Origin of the sequence: Halosimplex rarum (assembly GCF_047715405.1) — an archaeon.
In the GTDB taxonomy this organism is placed as follows: domain Archaea; phylum Halobacteriota; class Halobacteria; order Halobacteriales; family Haloarculaceae; genus Halosimplex; species Halosimplex rarum.
On the sequence record NZ_CP180412.1, the window covers coordinates 1678908 to 1692717 of the forward strand.

The 13810-nt window shown below is 67.6% G+C and carries 13 protein-coding genes, 2 tRNA genes and 1 pseudogene; 10 read left to right on the forward strand and 6 right to left on the reverse strand.

Features of this window, described 5'->3' with window-relative positions; all coding sequences use genetic code 11:
• Positions 1-32 precede the first annotated feature (32 nt).
• The 7 genes and pseudogenes from ACMGFH_RS08110 (at position 33) to ACMGFH_RS08140 (ending at position 5752) form a co-directional block, all read left to right on the forward strand.
• Positions 33-611 (forward strand): NADPH-dependent FMN reductase, encoded by a 579-nt coding sequence (locus tag ACMGFH_RS08110; protein ID WP_415382464.1) that lies wholly within the window; start codon positions 33-35, stop codon positions 609-611.
• Positions 612-702: 91 nt separating this feature from the next.
• Entirely contained in the window at positions 703-1740 is a 1038-nt protein-coding gene (locus tag ACMGFH_RS08115; protein WP_415382466.1) for a sensor histidine kinase, read from the forward strand.
• A 40-nt stretch (positions 1741-1780) separates the two neighbouring features.
• Positions 1781-1864: transfer RNA gene (locus ACMGFH_RS08120), tRNA-Leu, on the forward strand.
• Between the two features lie 229 nt (positions 1865-2093).
• The gene (locus ACMGFH_RS08125) at positions 2094-2807 is read left to right on the forward strand and encodes a TIGR00266 family protein (protein ID WP_415382467.1); all 714 of its coding nucleotides are present in this window, start codon (positions 2094-2096) and stop codon (positions 2805-2807) included.
• A 175-nt stretch (positions 2808-2982) separates the two neighbouring features.
• Positions 2983-3996: pseudogene (locus ACMGFH_RS08130) on the forward strand (nicotinate-nucleotide--dimethylbenzimidazole phosphoribosyltransferase); the annotation flags it as partial.
• A 161-nt stretch (positions 3997-4157) separates the two neighbouring features.
• A complete protein-coding gene (dacZ, locus tag ACMGFH_RS08135; protein ID WP_415382468.1) occupies positions 4158-4964 on the forward strand; it encodes a diadenylate cyclase DacZ in 807 nt (268 codons plus the stop codon).
• Positions 4964-5752, forward strand: coding sequence for a mechanosensitive ion channel domain-containing protein (locus tag ACMGFH_RS08140; RefSeq protein WP_415382469.1), 789 nt, complete (start codon positions 4964-4966; stop codon positions 5750-5752). The genes dacZ and ACMGFH_RS08140 overlap by 1 nt, the downstream gene beginning before the upstream one ends.
• A 12-nt stretch (positions 5753-5764) precedes the next feature.
• Here the strand turns inward: ACMGFH_RS08140 and ACMGFH_RS08145 are convergent, their stop codons facing one another.
• The 3 genes from ACMGFH_RS08145 to ACMGFH_RS08155 all read right to left on the reverse strand — a co-directional run bounded on the left by ACMGFH_RS08145 (position 5765) and on the right by ACMGFH_RS08155 (position 8449).
• Positions 5765-6349, reverse strand: coding sequence for an acyltransferase (locus ACMGFH_RS08145; RefSeq protein WP_415382470.1), 585 nt, complete (start codon positions 6347-6349; stop codon positions 5765-5767).
• Between the two features lie 129 nt (positions 6350-6478).
• On the reverse strand, positions 6479-7819 hold the full coding sequence (locus tag ACMGFH_RS08150) for a DUF4397 domain-containing protein (protein ID WP_415382472.1): 1341 nt from the start codon (positions 7817-7819) through the stop codon (positions 6479-6481).
• 559 nt (positions 7820-8378) lie between these two features.
• Positions 8379-8449: transfer RNA gene (locus ACMGFH_RS08155), tRNA-Gly, on the reverse strand.
• Positions 8450-8920: 471 nt separating this feature from the next.
• On the opposite strand from ACMGFH_RS08155, the gene ACMGFH_RS08160 reads away from it, so the two are divergent.
• A complete protein-coding gene (locus ACMGFH_RS08160; RefSeq protein WP_415382474.1) occupies positions 8921-9208 on the forward strand; it encodes a hypothetical protein in 288 nt (95 codons plus the stop codon).
• A gap of 8 nt (positions 9209-9216) precedes the next feature.
• Here ACMGFH_RS08160 and ACMGFH_RS08165 read toward each other — a convergent pair whose 3' ends face one another.
• Together ACMGFH_RS08165 and ACMGFH_RS08170 are read right to left on the reverse strand one after the other, a co-directional pair.
• On the reverse strand, positions 9217-9864 hold the full coding sequence (locus ACMGFH_RS08165; RefSeq protein WP_415382476.1) for a class I SAM-dependent methyltransferase: 648 nt from the start codon (positions 9862-9864) through the stop codon (positions 9217-9219).
• Between the two features lie 16 nt (positions 9865-9880).
• Positions 9881-10915, reverse strand: a complete 1035-nt coding sequence (locus ACMGFH_RS08170; RefSeq protein WP_415382478.1) for a tyrosine--tRNA ligase — start codon at positions 10913-10915, stop codon at positions 9881-9883.
• 154 nt (positions 10916-11069) lie between these two features.
• Between ACMGFH_RS08170 and ACMGFH_RS08175 the strand changes: the two genes are divergently transcribed.
• Positions 11070-12521, forward strand: coding sequence for an RAD55 family ATPase (locus ACMGFH_RS08175; protein WP_415382479.1), 1452 nt, complete (start codon positions 11070-11072; stop codon positions 12519-12521).
• Between the two features lie 34 nt (positions 12522-12555).
• Here the strand turns inward: ACMGFH_RS08175 and ACMGFH_RS08180 are convergent, their stop codons facing one another.
• Complete coding sequence (locus tag ACMGFH_RS08180; RefSeq protein WP_415382480.1) at positions 12556-12813, reverse strand: HAH_0734 family protein; 258 nt, start codon at positions 12811-12813, stop codon at positions 12556-12558.
• A gap of 194 nt (positions 12814-13007) precedes the next feature.
• On the opposite strand from ACMGFH_RS08180, the gene ACMGFH_RS08185 reads away from it, so the two are divergent.
• Positions 13008-13757, forward strand: a complete 750-nt coding sequence (locus tag ACMGFH_RS08185; RefSeq protein ID WP_415382481.1) for a potassium channel family protein — start codon at positions 13008-13010, stop codon at positions 13755-13757.
• Positions 13758-13810: the final 53 nt, after the last annotated feature.

Consider the following 13810-nt stretch of genomic DNA (forward strand, 5'->3'; position numbering starts at 1 on the left):
AAATTTTAGGCACCCGTCCCCGACGAGTGCACATGCCGGACCAGCCGCACGTCGTCGCCGTCTGTGGCAGTCTTCGCGAGGAGAGTTACACGCGCAAAGCGCTGCGGATCGCGCTCGACGCCGCCGAGGAGGCCGGCGCGAGCGTCGACCTCATCGACCTCCGGACGTTCGACCTCCCCCTGTTCGACCCCGACGCCGAGGACGCCGGTGACGCGGCGGAGCTCCGCGAGCGAATCGAGCAGGCCGACTCGGTCGTCCTGGGGACGCCCGTCTACCACGGGTCGTACTCCTCGGTGCTCAAGACCGCCCTCGATTACTGCGGGTTCGACGAGTTCGAGCACAAGACCGTCGGCCTCCTCTGCGTGGCCGGCGGGTCGTTTCCGGTTACGTCGCTGGACCACCTCCGGTCGGTCTGTCGCTCGCTCAACGCCTGGGTCGTCCCCCACCAGGTCGCCCTGCCGCGAGCGCGGACCAAGTTCGACGGGCAGTCGCTCCGCGAGGAGGGCGACCGCGACCGCGTCCGGACGCTGGGCCAGCGCATGGTCGAGTACGCGAACATCGAACCCGACCCGCCCTGTATCGAGAGCACCGAGAACGTCGGCGCGGACTGAGACACCGGGGCACCACGGGCGAACGGCCGACCGACCGTCCCGCGAGACCCGGCACGATAGTTTAAATCAGAGGGGGACACATCGTCCCACGATGAACGAGGCCGGGGCCGTCGCGTGGGTCGACGGAGCGCGGGGGGATCGAACGGGGGAGCCCGCCGAGGCCGTCGCGCGAGTACGACAGCGGGGATTCGCGGTCCGACGAGTTCGGGCCGAAGACATCGGAGACGAGATCGCGGATCGACCGCCGGACTGCGTCGTGTGCGACGCGGACAGTTGTCTGGACGGTATCGCCGCCATACGGACGGTCCACGAGGTCGATCCGACCGTCGCCGTGGTCGCGCTCGCACGCGACGGTGACGAGTCGCTAGCGCATCGGGCAGTCGCGGCGGGCGCGACCGAGTACGTCCCGTCGACGGACGCCGAGACGATCGTCGAGGCCGTCGACCGAGCGACCGAACGCGGGCGCCGCGTTCGCGAGCACCACCTCGAATCCCGGGCGGACCGCGCCGAGGAGTTCGCGAGCGTGGTCGCTCACGACCTGCGCAACCCGCTGGGCGCGGTGAGACACCGCATCGAGATGGCCCGCCGGACCGGCGACGACGGCCACCTCGACGACGCGCTCGCGGCGCTCGACCGGACGGACGAGCTGTTAGGGGAGCTGGTAGCGAGAGCGCGAGCGGACCCGTCGACCAGCGACTTCGAGGGAGTCTCGCTCGCGGCGGTCGCTCGCGCGGCCTGGGAGCACGTCCCGACGGGCGAGTCGACGCTGTCCGTCGCCGACGACTGGACCATCGCTGCCGACCGCGAGCGACTGACCCAGTTGCTGGAGAATCTCTTCGTCAACGCGGTCGAACACGGGACCAGCGAGGAGAGCGTCGGCGTGGAAGTGCGCGTCGGCGTCGACGATGACGGCTGCCTCTACGTCGAAGACGACGGACGGGGGATCCCGGTCGAAGACCGCGGATCGGTGTTCGAGTCCGGCTATTCGACCGGAGTCGACGGGACGGGATACGGGCTGGTGAGCGTGCGGCGAATCGCCAGTGCCCACGGCTGGACGGTCGAGGTGACCGAGAGCGCGGACGGCGGTGCCCGCTTCGAGTTTCGCGGGGTCGCGGTCGGCGACTCGTGAGCGACACCTTCTTGAGCGCGACGGGGATAGCGGAGAACGAGCGCGGGTAGCCAAGCCAGGAAAAGGCGCAGCGCTTAGGACGCTGTTCCGTAGGGATCCGCCGGTTCAAATCCGGTCCCGCGCACTGAACGGAAGACGACGAGCGTAGCGAGTCGTCTGGAGTGAGGGAGCAGGACCGGATTTGAACCCTACCAGTCGCGCGCAGCGACCGAAGGGAGCGAGCACGTCTGGGTCCGGTTCAAATCCGGTCACGCGCGAATCTCCGCAAATTCGCGTCCACGGGCCGGAGCGACGCCGCTGGGACGTAAACATTAGTAAGATATAAGTAACGGATGAGAGACATACCCGGTGAGATGCGCTACACGATCGACAAACGGCCGAGTTACGCGGTGCTGGAAGTGGGACTGGCGGAGGGTGAGGAGATCGAGACGAAGCCTGGTGCGATGATGACCCAGTCGGCGGGAATCGAGAACGAGACGAGCATCGGCGGCGACGACGGCGTGATGGGGATGGCCAAGCGGGCCATCAGCGACGAACGTGGGCTCGTCGAGAACAAGTACTACGCGGTGGCCGACGACGCCGAGGTGACGCTGGTGCCGGACCACCCGGGCGACATCACGGCGATCAACGTCACGGAGCAGGGGCCGATCAAGTCCCAGTCGGGGTCGCTACTGGCGTGGGAGCCGCTGGTCGAGCGGTCGACGGAGATGAACAACCGCTCGAACCTGTTCTCGTCGGGCGAGCTGACGGTGCTGGGCATCTCGGGGCAGGGGATGGCGTTCGTCTCTTCGTACGGGTCGATGTACGAGAAGGAGGTGACGCCCGAGGAGCCGCTGACGGTGGACGAGGACCACCTCGTGGCCTGGACCGACGGGCTCTCGATGGACCGGCGCAAGGACGGGAGCATCAAGTCGACGATGCTCGGCGGCGAGGGCTTCGTGACGGAACTCTCCGGCGAGGGGCACGTCTGGCTGCAGACGCGCAACCCGCTGACGCTGATGGCCGGCGGGACCGAACACGAGGACGGCGACTCGGCCGGCGGCCCGAGCGTGGACGATTTCATCTGACGGGAGAGAGCGGATTCGAACGGGGTCCGTTGACCGGTCCGGGACGGAGTGGGTCGGGACCGGTCGAGTCGATCCGACGCGGTTTTTCTTGCGACGACCGTGCCGACGGAGTTAACCTGCGGCCGTCTGACCCCCCGAGTATGGAACGCGATTCGATAGCGACTGGGAGGGATCAGACGTGCGCGTAGTGCTGGCGGTCGGGACAACGCGGACGGCGGAGATCGACGGGCTGAGCGCGGCGGGCGCCGACCCGGAGGCGATGGTCCACACGCCGAGCGCGGACGCCGAGATCGTGAGCTACGGCGAACCGGTCCGGTCGCCCGTGGTGCCGGTGAGTCCGACGGGCTGTCCGACGCCGGCGGTGGTGACGCGGGCGGTTCGGGATCTGGTCGGGTTCGACGTGACGGTCGTCGACGGGGGGCTGGCCGAACCGACCGGCGCGCCGACGGTGACGGTCGGGGCGCGGCCCGGCGACGACATCCGCGAGGCCGATCCGGTGCCGACAGCTCCGGGGGCGTTCGCGGCGGCCCGGGAGTTCGGGCGGGCGCTGCCCGACGACGAGGTGTTCCTCGGCGAGTCGATCCCCGGTGGGACGACGACGGCGCTGGGCGTGCAGGCGGCGCTGGGCGAACGGTCGGCGGCGGGCGACGGCGCGAGCGTCTCCTCGTCGCTGCCGGAGAACCCGGTCGAGCGGAAGGAGGCGGTCGTCGACGAGGCGCTCGCGGCGAGCGGGCTCGACGCGGGCGACCTGGCCGGCGACCCGCGGGAGGCGATCCGGCGAATGGGAGATCCGGTACTGGCCGTGCTGAGCGGACTCGCGCTGGGGAGTCTCGAATCGGGAACCGAGGTCACTCTCGCGGGCGGGACCCAGCTGGCGACGGTCGCGGCGATCCTGCGCCACGCGGACGAGGAACAGCGGCTCGACCTAGCGACGACGCAGTACGTCGCCGACGATCCGTCTGTCGACCTCGACGCGCTCACCGACGCGTTCGACCTCTCGGTGACGGCGACGGATCCGGCGTTCGACGCCGGCGACCACCCCGCGTTCGACGGGTACGTCAACGGCGAGGCGAAGGAGGGAGTTGCGATGGGCGGTGCGCTCGCGCTCGCGACGGCCGCCGGCGTGCCGATGGCCGACGTCCGTGACAGCGTGCTGGCCCGGTATCGGTCGCTCCCGGTCGACACCTGAGCGGGGAACCGCGGTCGCACCCACACACGTGTCAACTGTCGATTGTTTTCGGCGCTGTATCGATCGGGCGGGGAGCGAGTTCGGCGCGTTCGCATGACGAGCGTGCGACGGCGGTCAGACGGGCCGAAACGCTTTTTCATGTCGGATGAGTTGATACGACAATGACCGGTCTGGACGACTTTCTCGACGACTTAGTCGCTGACGCCGACGCGGTGTTTCTCTTCTCGCCGGGTAAATCGGACTACGAGACGATGGCCGAGGACGTGGAGACCGTCGTCGTCGGCCCGACCAACGACGTCGAAGCGGAGTCGTTCGTGGAGCTGCCGCTGGAGTTCGAGGACCTGCGCGACCGGGTCCGGTTCGGCGTGGAAGGGGCCGTCGAGAACGGCCACGTCGACGAGGACGCGGAGCTAGTCTGTCTGGCGGGCGTGTTCGACGAGGACGCCGACACGGTCTCGCGAGTGCGGGCCGACGAGTTCGAGAAGTCCGGCGTCTACGACCTGTTCGCCAACTCGCGGGCCGAGCCGGCGGTCATCCGCGACGTCCTCGAAGTCGCGGTCGAACTCGGGAAGAAGGGCCAGAAGGGCAAGCCGGTCGGCGCACTGTTCGTCGTCGGCGACGCCGGGAAGGTGATGAACAAGTCCCGGCCCCTGAGCTACAACCCCTTCGAGAAGTCACACGTCCACGTCGGCGACCCGATCGTGAACGTGATGCTCAAAGAGTTCTCCCGGCTCGACGGTGCGTTCGTCATCTCCGACTCCGGGAAGATCGTCTCCGCCTATCGCTACCTCGAACCGTCCGCCGAGGGCGTCGACATCCCGAAGGGGCTCGGCGCGCGACACATGGCGGCCGGCGCGATCACGCGGGACACGAACGCCATCGCGATCGTCCTCTCGGAGAGCGACGGTCTCGTGCGAGCGTTCAAAGCGGGAGAACTCATCCTGGAGCTCGATCCGGAGGCGTACTGATGCAGATCGACTGGCCGGAGGTCGTTCGCGCGGTCTTCTCCGAGCAGGGGGCGTTCGTGGCCTCGATCGCCATCCTGCTGTTCGGCGTCGTCTTCAGCTACCTCGTCTGGCGGTGGACGCGGACGCTACTCAAACGCGCCGGTGTCGGCGAGACCGTCGAGGGGACGCCGTTCGAACGCACTGCCCGTGGGTTCGGTACCTCGACCGTCGGGATCATCTCGAACATCGCGGCGATTTTCGTCTACGTCCTCGCTATCATCCTCGCGGTGAACGTCGCCAGACTGGGGAATCCGGACGTCTTCTGGACGCGCTTCACGGGGTACCTCCCGAGCCTGTTCATCGCCGCGCTCGCGCTCATCATCGGGCTCGTCGTCGGCGACCAGGCGAAGCTCTACGTCAGCGAGCGCCTCCGGAGCATCAAGCTCCCGGAGGTCAGCGTCATCCCCGAACTCGTCAAGTACAGCGTCTTCTACGTGGCGATACTGATCGCGCTCGGGCAGCTCGGGGTCGAGATCGCCGCGCTCCTGGTCCTGTTGGCCGTCTACGCGTTCTCGCTGGTCGTCCTCGCCCTCGTCGCGTTCTGGGACATGCTCAGGTCCGGCGCGGCCGGCATCTACCTGCTCCTGACCGAGCCCTACAGCATCGGCGACCGCGTCCGTATCGACGACAACGAGGGGATCGTCCAGGAGGTCGACATGTTCACGACCCGCATCGAGAGCGACGGCGAGGAGTACATCGTCCCGAACCGGAGCGTCTTCGAATCGGGCATCGTCCGCATTCGCGACTGATCGAGTCCGGAGTTATTCTGCGTCCGCGACGGTCGCCGGGACGCCGGCGACCGTCGCGCCCGGCGGGACGTCGTCGGTCACGAGCGAGTTGGCGGCCACCTGCGCGCCGGCGCCGATCTCGACGCCCGGCAGGACGACGGCGCCGGCGCCTATCATCGCTCGCTCGCCGATCACGACCTCGCCCGTCCGGTACTCGTCCTGGAGGAACTCGTGGCAGAGCACCGTCGCGTCGTACCCGACGATCGCGTGGTCTTCGACGGTGATGAGGTCCGGCCAGAACACGTCCGGCGTCGACTCCAGCCCCCAGGCGACGCCGTCGCCGACCGTCACCCCGATCCGCCGCAGTAACCAGTTCTTCAGCCGCATGCTCGGGCAGACCCGGCAGGCGAGGATCACGACATAGTTGACCATCACGCGCAGCGGGTGGCGCGCCGACGTCCAGTGGAAGATGGAGTTGTACGGCCCCCGCGTGGGATGTCGCGTGACTCGGTCGTAGCGGGCGGTCGGCCCGTCGCGACCGCGGCCCGATCCCTCGGCCGACCGCGACCGCGCGTCGCGCTGCTCGCCCGCGTCGTCGGCCTGCGTGTCCTCAGTCACGACTGTCTGTTCGGACGCCGTCGCCTTGAATCTCGTCACATCGATCGGGACAGCCGCCGCTCTGCGTGGCGTCGGTACGGGCCCGAAAAAGTGAGAGCGCGTCGTATCCGCGGTCCGCGCGGTCAGATCCTATGCGCCGGCTTCGGTCGCGGTCTCGGTCGCTGTCTGCTCGCCGAAGCCGTCGTCGGTTCCGGTCTCGGTTTCGGTCTCTTCACCGGTGCCGTCGTCGGTCTCCGTTTCGCTGTCGGTCTCCGTTTCACTGTCGGTTGCCGTCTCCGTGTCGGTTTCCGTCTCGCCGTCCGTCTCGGTGTCGGTCTCCGTTTCGGTGTCGGTCTCGTTACCGTCGGCGGCCTCCGTTTCGGTGCCGGTCTCCGTGCCAGCGTCCACCGTCGGGATCGAGACGGTCATCGTCGCGTCCTGAACGGGGATCAGCTGGAACGAGGCGCCCGCGGGCGCTTCGTCGGGGTTCGCGTACCCTGCGGCGAAGGCGGAGTAGGCGTTACCGCCCTCGACGGAGAGGTCGACGGTGGCGAGCGTCTCGTTCGTCTCGTTCGAGCGGATCTCGAGCGTGTAGTCGCCCGCCGGGACGTTCACGTAGTCCGACGCGTTCATGAAGGTCACGTTCGACACGAGGACCGTCTCGCCGTCCTCGCCGTCGTCGGTCTCGGTCTCCGTCTCCATCTCGGTCTCCGTCTCCGTTTCGGTTTCGGTTTCAGTCTCGGTTTCCGTTTCAGTCTCCGTGTCGGTCTCAGTCTCGGTCTCCTCACCGACGCCGTCGTCGGTTTCCGTTTCCGTCTCTGTGTCCGTCTCTTCCTGCGCCGCCATGGACATCTCTTCGTCGGTCTCCGTCTCCGTTTCGTTGCCCATGTCGGAGTCGGTCTCCGTTTCCGTTTCGTTGCCCATGTCGGAGTCGGTCTCCGTTTCCGTTTCGTTGCCCATGTCGGAGTCGGTCTCCGTCTCCGTCTCCGTCTCCGTCTCCTCGCCGGCCGCGTCGGTCGCGTTGTCCTCGGACGGACCCTCGGTCACGACGACGTCGACCGGGCCCGCGTCGGGCGAGACGTGGACGACGCTGACGGCCGCCATGTCGTCACTCGGCTCCCAGGCGTCGTCCTCGAAGGCCACCGGCTGGAACTCCGTGTCCGAGTCCGTGCTGAACTCGCCGCTGGCGGCGATGGTCGCGACCATCCGCGGCTCGATCGTCACGTTGCCCTCGTAGAGCACGTTACTGGGCTGGCTCGCGATGGCGATCGACACGTTGTACGTGCCCGCGGTGACGTTCATGTACTCGGTCACGTTTCCGAACTCTACGTTGGACGCCACGGTCTCGTTATCTAACGTCACGTTGACCGGGGGCGCGTCCGGGGACATGTGCGCCACCCGCAGGTACGATGTGTCCTGCGTCTGCGTCTCTGTGTTCACGTCGTCCTGTGCGGAGAACGACGCAGCGCCGCTCATCGCGAGCGTGCTCACGACGAGTGTCAGCGCTACTGCTCCGACTATCGCTTTCGTGTATCTATCGTAAGTCATCCGACTGAAGAAAGGGGCGAGATACACTTTGTTATCCTCCGCCCAGCGGAGACCCGTGAATCGTAAGCCGAGACAATCACCGCGACCCCCGTCAATAGCCCCGCCCTTGTGTCACTCCGTTCCAAAGCCCGCGCGATGGCACCCCTTACCCGTATCCAACCCGCCGCCACCGCCGTCGTCTCTCGACGACAGTAATATGCAGTTACTCGCGGTGAGACCGGTGAAATCCCCCGTGATCGAGATCTTCGAGTATCGATCTCGATACTCGGCTCGGCAGTCGATCGCGGCTCGCATTCAACCAGTTGCCGTGGGACGATCGCAGAACTGTGCTCACGGGTCACTTCGTTCCCCGTTCGCCGACCGAGACGCTCACTGCGTTCGCGCCTCGCATGCGCCGGCCGGGATTTGAACCACGCGAAGACGGTCCTACTCGCGTCGCTGCGCGGGCTGGGACTTCTCTACTTCAGAATCCCGGGTGCTCGTTCGTCACTTCGCTCCTCACTGCGCCGGCCGGGATTTGAACCCGGGCCATGAGCTTGGAAGGCTCAGGTCCTACCACTAGACCACCGGCGCTCGTTCGCTTTGCTCCCTCACGCCGCGACTCGCGAACGATCCGCGTTCACTCGTCACCGGCGCTCGTTCCACCATTTCTCGTCGCTAATTAAGGGTGTTTCCTTTCCGGGCGAACCGATAGCGGGACAGCGGCGGGTCCGCCCGCTCCGAGTGCCGCCGAACGAGCCCGTTCGAGGAGCACCCCGCGCGGCCGGTCACGACGGCAATTCGACGGCTGAGACGGTGTCGGCGTCCCTCCGCAGGTAGAACGGTGCCCGTCACACCAGACGAACATGGAGACGAACTGCTGGAATCGCCGGTCTATACCGACGACGACAGCGAACAGGTGGCTGCGACGACTGAAATCGCAGGACTTCAGAGGAATTTTCACCGTAGGAGCGCACCTGACGCAGTTATTGTCCGTGATAGCTGCGGGAGATCGCTTATGAGCGATAGTCGCCGACGTTGAGAGAGAAGGTTTCGACGTCAGTTATGAGTCTAGAATCTACCGGACACGCGTACGCGCCCGCCGAAGCGAGCGACACCGACGAACGGACGGACCCGGAGAATCCGGACACCGGATCGGTCTGGTGGGCCGAACTGTCGCTCGGCGCCGTCTGTTGGCTCGCGGCCGCGGCGGTCGCCCTGTCTCAGACGTCGCTCGGGCCGTTCGCGTCCGTGTCGTTCGTCTACGGGACTGTCCCCGCGGCGCTGTATCTCGTCGTCGCGGCGGTCCTGGGCCTGAGCTTCATCCGGTCGGGTGTTCGGCGAGTTCCCTGACCGGTCGGTTACGCCGACCGGACGACCGCGTAACAGTTCCCGCTGGAGATCTCGAACTCGACGAGCGACAGCCCGCTCTCGGCCACGTCCGCCCGGAACTCGTCGGGGTCGTAGATGTGGTAGAAGCGGTCCACCGTCTCGCCGCCGGGGAGCGTCCACTCGACGGTCGTGTCGAACCCCTCCGCCTCCTCGAAGCGGTCGTGTTCGGTCGACCACGCGCTCACGAGCGCCCGACCCTCCGCGTCGAGCGCCCGAGCGAGTTCGTCCAGGCTCGCCAGGCGGCGCTCCCGGGTCGGCAGATGTGGCAGCGTCGCGACGTACACCGCGAGGTCGACCGCACCGCTCCTGACCGGTAGCCTCGCCGCATCGGCCTGGCCGAGCGCGCACGGATACCCTCGTTCCGCGGCCCGTGCGCTCGCCTCCCGGAGGATCCCGCGGCTCACGTCGAGTCCGACTGCGCGGTCGCAGCGCTCGGCGAGGAGTTCGGTGTGGCGGCCGTTCCCGCAGCCGACGTCGAGCCCCACGTCGCCCGAGCGGCCGTCGAGAAAGGACTCGACCTCCGGCCAGGGGTACTCCCGCGTCGCCGAGAAGTGCTCGGCGATCCGGTCGTAGGTGTCGCGGACTGACCTGGTGTCGGGACCGTCCGCCGGCGTCATCGGTCGCTCATCCCGGTCAGTCGTACTTCTCGGGGTAGGCCTCTCGGAGCAGTTCGGGCCGCTCGTCGAGACGCTCGCGGACCGGCGCGATGACCTCCGAGATGGCCGCGCCCGCGGACGGCTTGAGGTCCGCCGGGTGAAGTTCGCCGGACAGGAAGTCCTCCTCGACGGCGTCGTAGTCGTCGTAGGTGAGGTCCCCGCCGTACTCGTCGGGCCGCTCGACGACGAACGACTCGCCGCGCTCGTCGAGGATCGGGAAGACGAGGTACTCCAGGTACTCCAGAACGCCGTTGTCCTCGCGCTCGCCCGCGGGGCAGTAGGCGGCCTCGATCTTCTCGACGACCTCCTCGGGTGAGTCGTTGAGGTTGACCTTCGAGGACTCGTCGGAGGCGGACATCTTCCCGCCCGAGAGACCCGACAGCAGCGGAGCGAAGACGCAGACCGGCGCCTCGCCGCCGTGGTCGGGGAGGATCTCCCGCGAGAGCATGTAGATGCCGCGCTGGTCGATGCCGCCGTAGGCAACGTCGGCGTCCAGCGCGTCCACGTCCAGCGTCTGCATCAGGGGGTAGAGCAGGCCGCCGAGCTTCGGGGAGTCGGACTCGCGGACGACCTCGCTGCCGGCCCGCTGGGCGCGGCTGAGCGTCGTCTCCGCGGCCATCCGCAGTAGCTCCAGCGAGTAATCGGGGTCGAGTTCGAAGTCGCTCCCGCGCACGAAAGAGATCTGCTCGGCGTCGGCGCCGGCGGCGTCGATCATCGCCCGGATGGTCTCCTCGTAGTAGTCCGAGCGGGCGTCGAGCAGGTCGAAGGGGCTCTTATTGTCGTCGAGATGGGCGTGCAGGTCCGCGATGAGGACCGTCACCTCCATCCCGGCGCCGAGGAAGTCGGCGAGCTTTCGCATCGTCGTGAAGTGCCCGATGTGCATCTCGCCGGTCGGCGCGTACCCGATGTACACCGACGGGTCGCCCTCCGCGAAGTGCGTCTCCAGTTCCGATCGCTCGACCACCTCGGCCGTGTTCCGTGTCGCGAGTTCGAGCCGCTCGGCCGTATCCATGTCCGCACGTCCCACCGGGCGAGATTAAAGGGTTTCTTTCGGCCGAGAACGCCTATCACCGCCTCGATACGTTTTTCCGACCGGCGCGGACGGGCGTCGGATACCCAAATATGTCGGCAAAATTGATTTAGATGGTGAAACTCATTTCGGGACGATGCCTCTCTCGACCGGATGCGAACGGCTGGACGCGCTGCTGGGCGGCGGCGTGCCGTCGAATCGCAGTCTGCTCGTGTCCGGTCCGCCGGGGACCGGCAAGACCACGCTCGGGATGCAGTTCCTCCAGGCCGGCCTCGACGCCGGCGAGGACTGCCTGTTCGTCAGCACCGAGCAGACGCTGGGCGAACTGCGGGACACGCTCGACCCGTACCCCTTCGACCTGGACGCGGAGAACCTGACGGTGATCACCGTCCACGCAGAACCCGGTGAGACGATGGAGCGCGACGACGACCTCGTGTTCCGGACGCTCGACGGCGGCGACCGCGCGGTCACGGAGTGGTTCAACCTCCCTTTCTCTCGGGAGAACGTCGTCCACTACCTCTCCGACCACAGCCCGAAAGACCGCATCCTGCTCGACAGCCTCTCCGGTCTCAGACCCATCGCCGCCGACCGTATCTCCTTCTGGCGGTCGACCTACGACCTGATCCGCCTGTTCTCAGACGACTTCGGCGCCACCTCCTTGCTGACCGCTGGCGCCGGCGGCGACGACCGCGGCGTCGCGGGCGACCTCCTGCAGTACGGCACCCACGGCGTCGTCCGGCTCTCCTGGCGAGAGCGCAACAACCAGCGCCACCGCTTCCTCCGCGTGGCCAAACTCCGCGGACACGACCACGACGACCGACTGCACAAGCTCGTCCTCGGGGACGACGGCGCGACCGTCCGACCGACCCAGCGGACGCCACCGACGGATCTGCTGCACCACGAGCACCTCTCGACCGGCGTCCCCGCGCTCGACGACCTGCTCGGAGGAGGGTTGGTCCGCGGCGGGTTGACCGTGTTCTCCCACGACGGGACGACCGGCTACTACGCGATCAACGCGCGGCTGCTCGCCGCCGCGCTCGAGGAGGGGATGGCGTTGGCCGTTACGCTCCCGGCGGGAGTTTCGCTGGCGCAACTCGACCGCTACTGGACGGACGGCGACTGGTCGGTCGACGGTCTGCTCGACGACGACCGCCTGTTCGTCCTCGAACTCGTCGAGAGCGCCGAGTGCGACCACCGCAACGTCATCTGCTACGACGAGGACGAGCGCGACTGGCAGGCGATGATGGAGCTGTCGTACGAGCGCAGCGGCGACCGACCGCTGTTCGCGTTCGTCGACACCGAACCGCTCCTGGAACAGCTGTCGCCCCGTCGCGTCCGACACGTCCGCTACCGGGCGGCCGCGCGCCACACCGACGAGGAGGACGTGGTCGTCTACACGGTCAACCCCGCGATTCAGGACCGGACGCTCGTGGAGTTCTTCGTGGACGCGAGCCGGCAGACGCTCCGTATCGAGCGCGCGGACGACGGAGTCGAGTGGCTCACGCTCCGGAAGTCGCCGACGGGGGCGCCGGGGACGAGCGCCGTCGTCGACTACGCGGAGAAACCGCCGTACGTGGACCTCGTGTGACGGGAGAAAAGCGCGGTTCTCGGGTCCGACCGGCTCAGGCCGTGGCCGACTCGACGAGTTCGACGGCCTCGGCGTCGACGGCCTCGGTGTCGAGGAAGTTGGGGATGTAGTCGCGGCGCTCGTAGGTGTCGCGCTCGTCTTCGGTACCGACTGTGCACCACAGCTGGGGTCGGTCCGGTCCGTGCCACTCGCCCTGGCGAGCGACGCCGAAGACGACCAGCTCCTCGCCGTCGACCGAGATGACGGCGTCTTTCCGGAATCCGGGGTCCCCGTGGACGATCAGCTTCTTCATGGCCGTCGGTTCGGTGGAAGCGTACTTAGTGACTTCGGACCCGCGGCGAGTCAGGCCGCCTGCGCGCCGGTTCGCCCGCGACGCGAGCGACACGCCGTCGGAACGGCGGGTGGACCGCCGACCCGCAAAGACTGAAAGGGGACATTATGTGTTAAGTGGTGACGTTTAACACGGCCGGCGAGAGCGAGACAATCGTGGCGATCGAGTACATTCGGGCTGTGTTGCGCAGACCGCTGTTGCGTCGGGTCGTGCGGCCGGTGGCCGCGTTCGCGGTCCTCGTCGCCGTCGGCGTCGTCGGGTTCGTCGCCCTGGCGGGCGTCGGGGTCGTGGAGGCGCTGTTCTGGTTGCTCGACCCGACGAGCATCGAACTGTACGTCGAGTCCCACGACGCGCCGGCGCGGGCGCTGCGAGGGTACGGCATCGTCGTCGTGTCCGGGCTCGTGGTCGCCGGGTTGTGGATCGGCGAAACGGTGCTGTCGGCGACCTTCGGCGGCCAGATCGGCACGGAACTCAGACAGATGCAAGTCGAACGATCCATCGGCGACTGCGAGGACCACGTCATCGTCTGCGGGTACGGTACCTTCGGCAAGACGATCGCACGACGTCTCCGGGACCGCGACCGGTCGGTCGTGGTCATCGAGACCCAGGACAGCCAGCACGAGCGCGCGCTGGACGACGGCCTGCTCTCGGTCCAGGGGGACGCCCGCCGAGAGGGGGTGCTGACAGCGGCGGGCGCCGGACGCGCCGAGACCGTCGTCGGCGCCATCGACGATTCGAACGTCAACATCCAGATCGCCATCACGACCGGTGAACTGGCGCCCGAGGCGACCGTCGTGGTCCGCGCGGGCGACGAGATGTACGAATCCGTCGCACGGCGGGCCGGCGCCGACGAGGTGATCGTCCCCGAGGTCGTGAGCGGCGAACAGGTGACGACTACGCTATAGGCAGTCGCCGCGCGCGAGGCGCGGACCAGCCGACCGCTCTCCGGGCGGCGGCA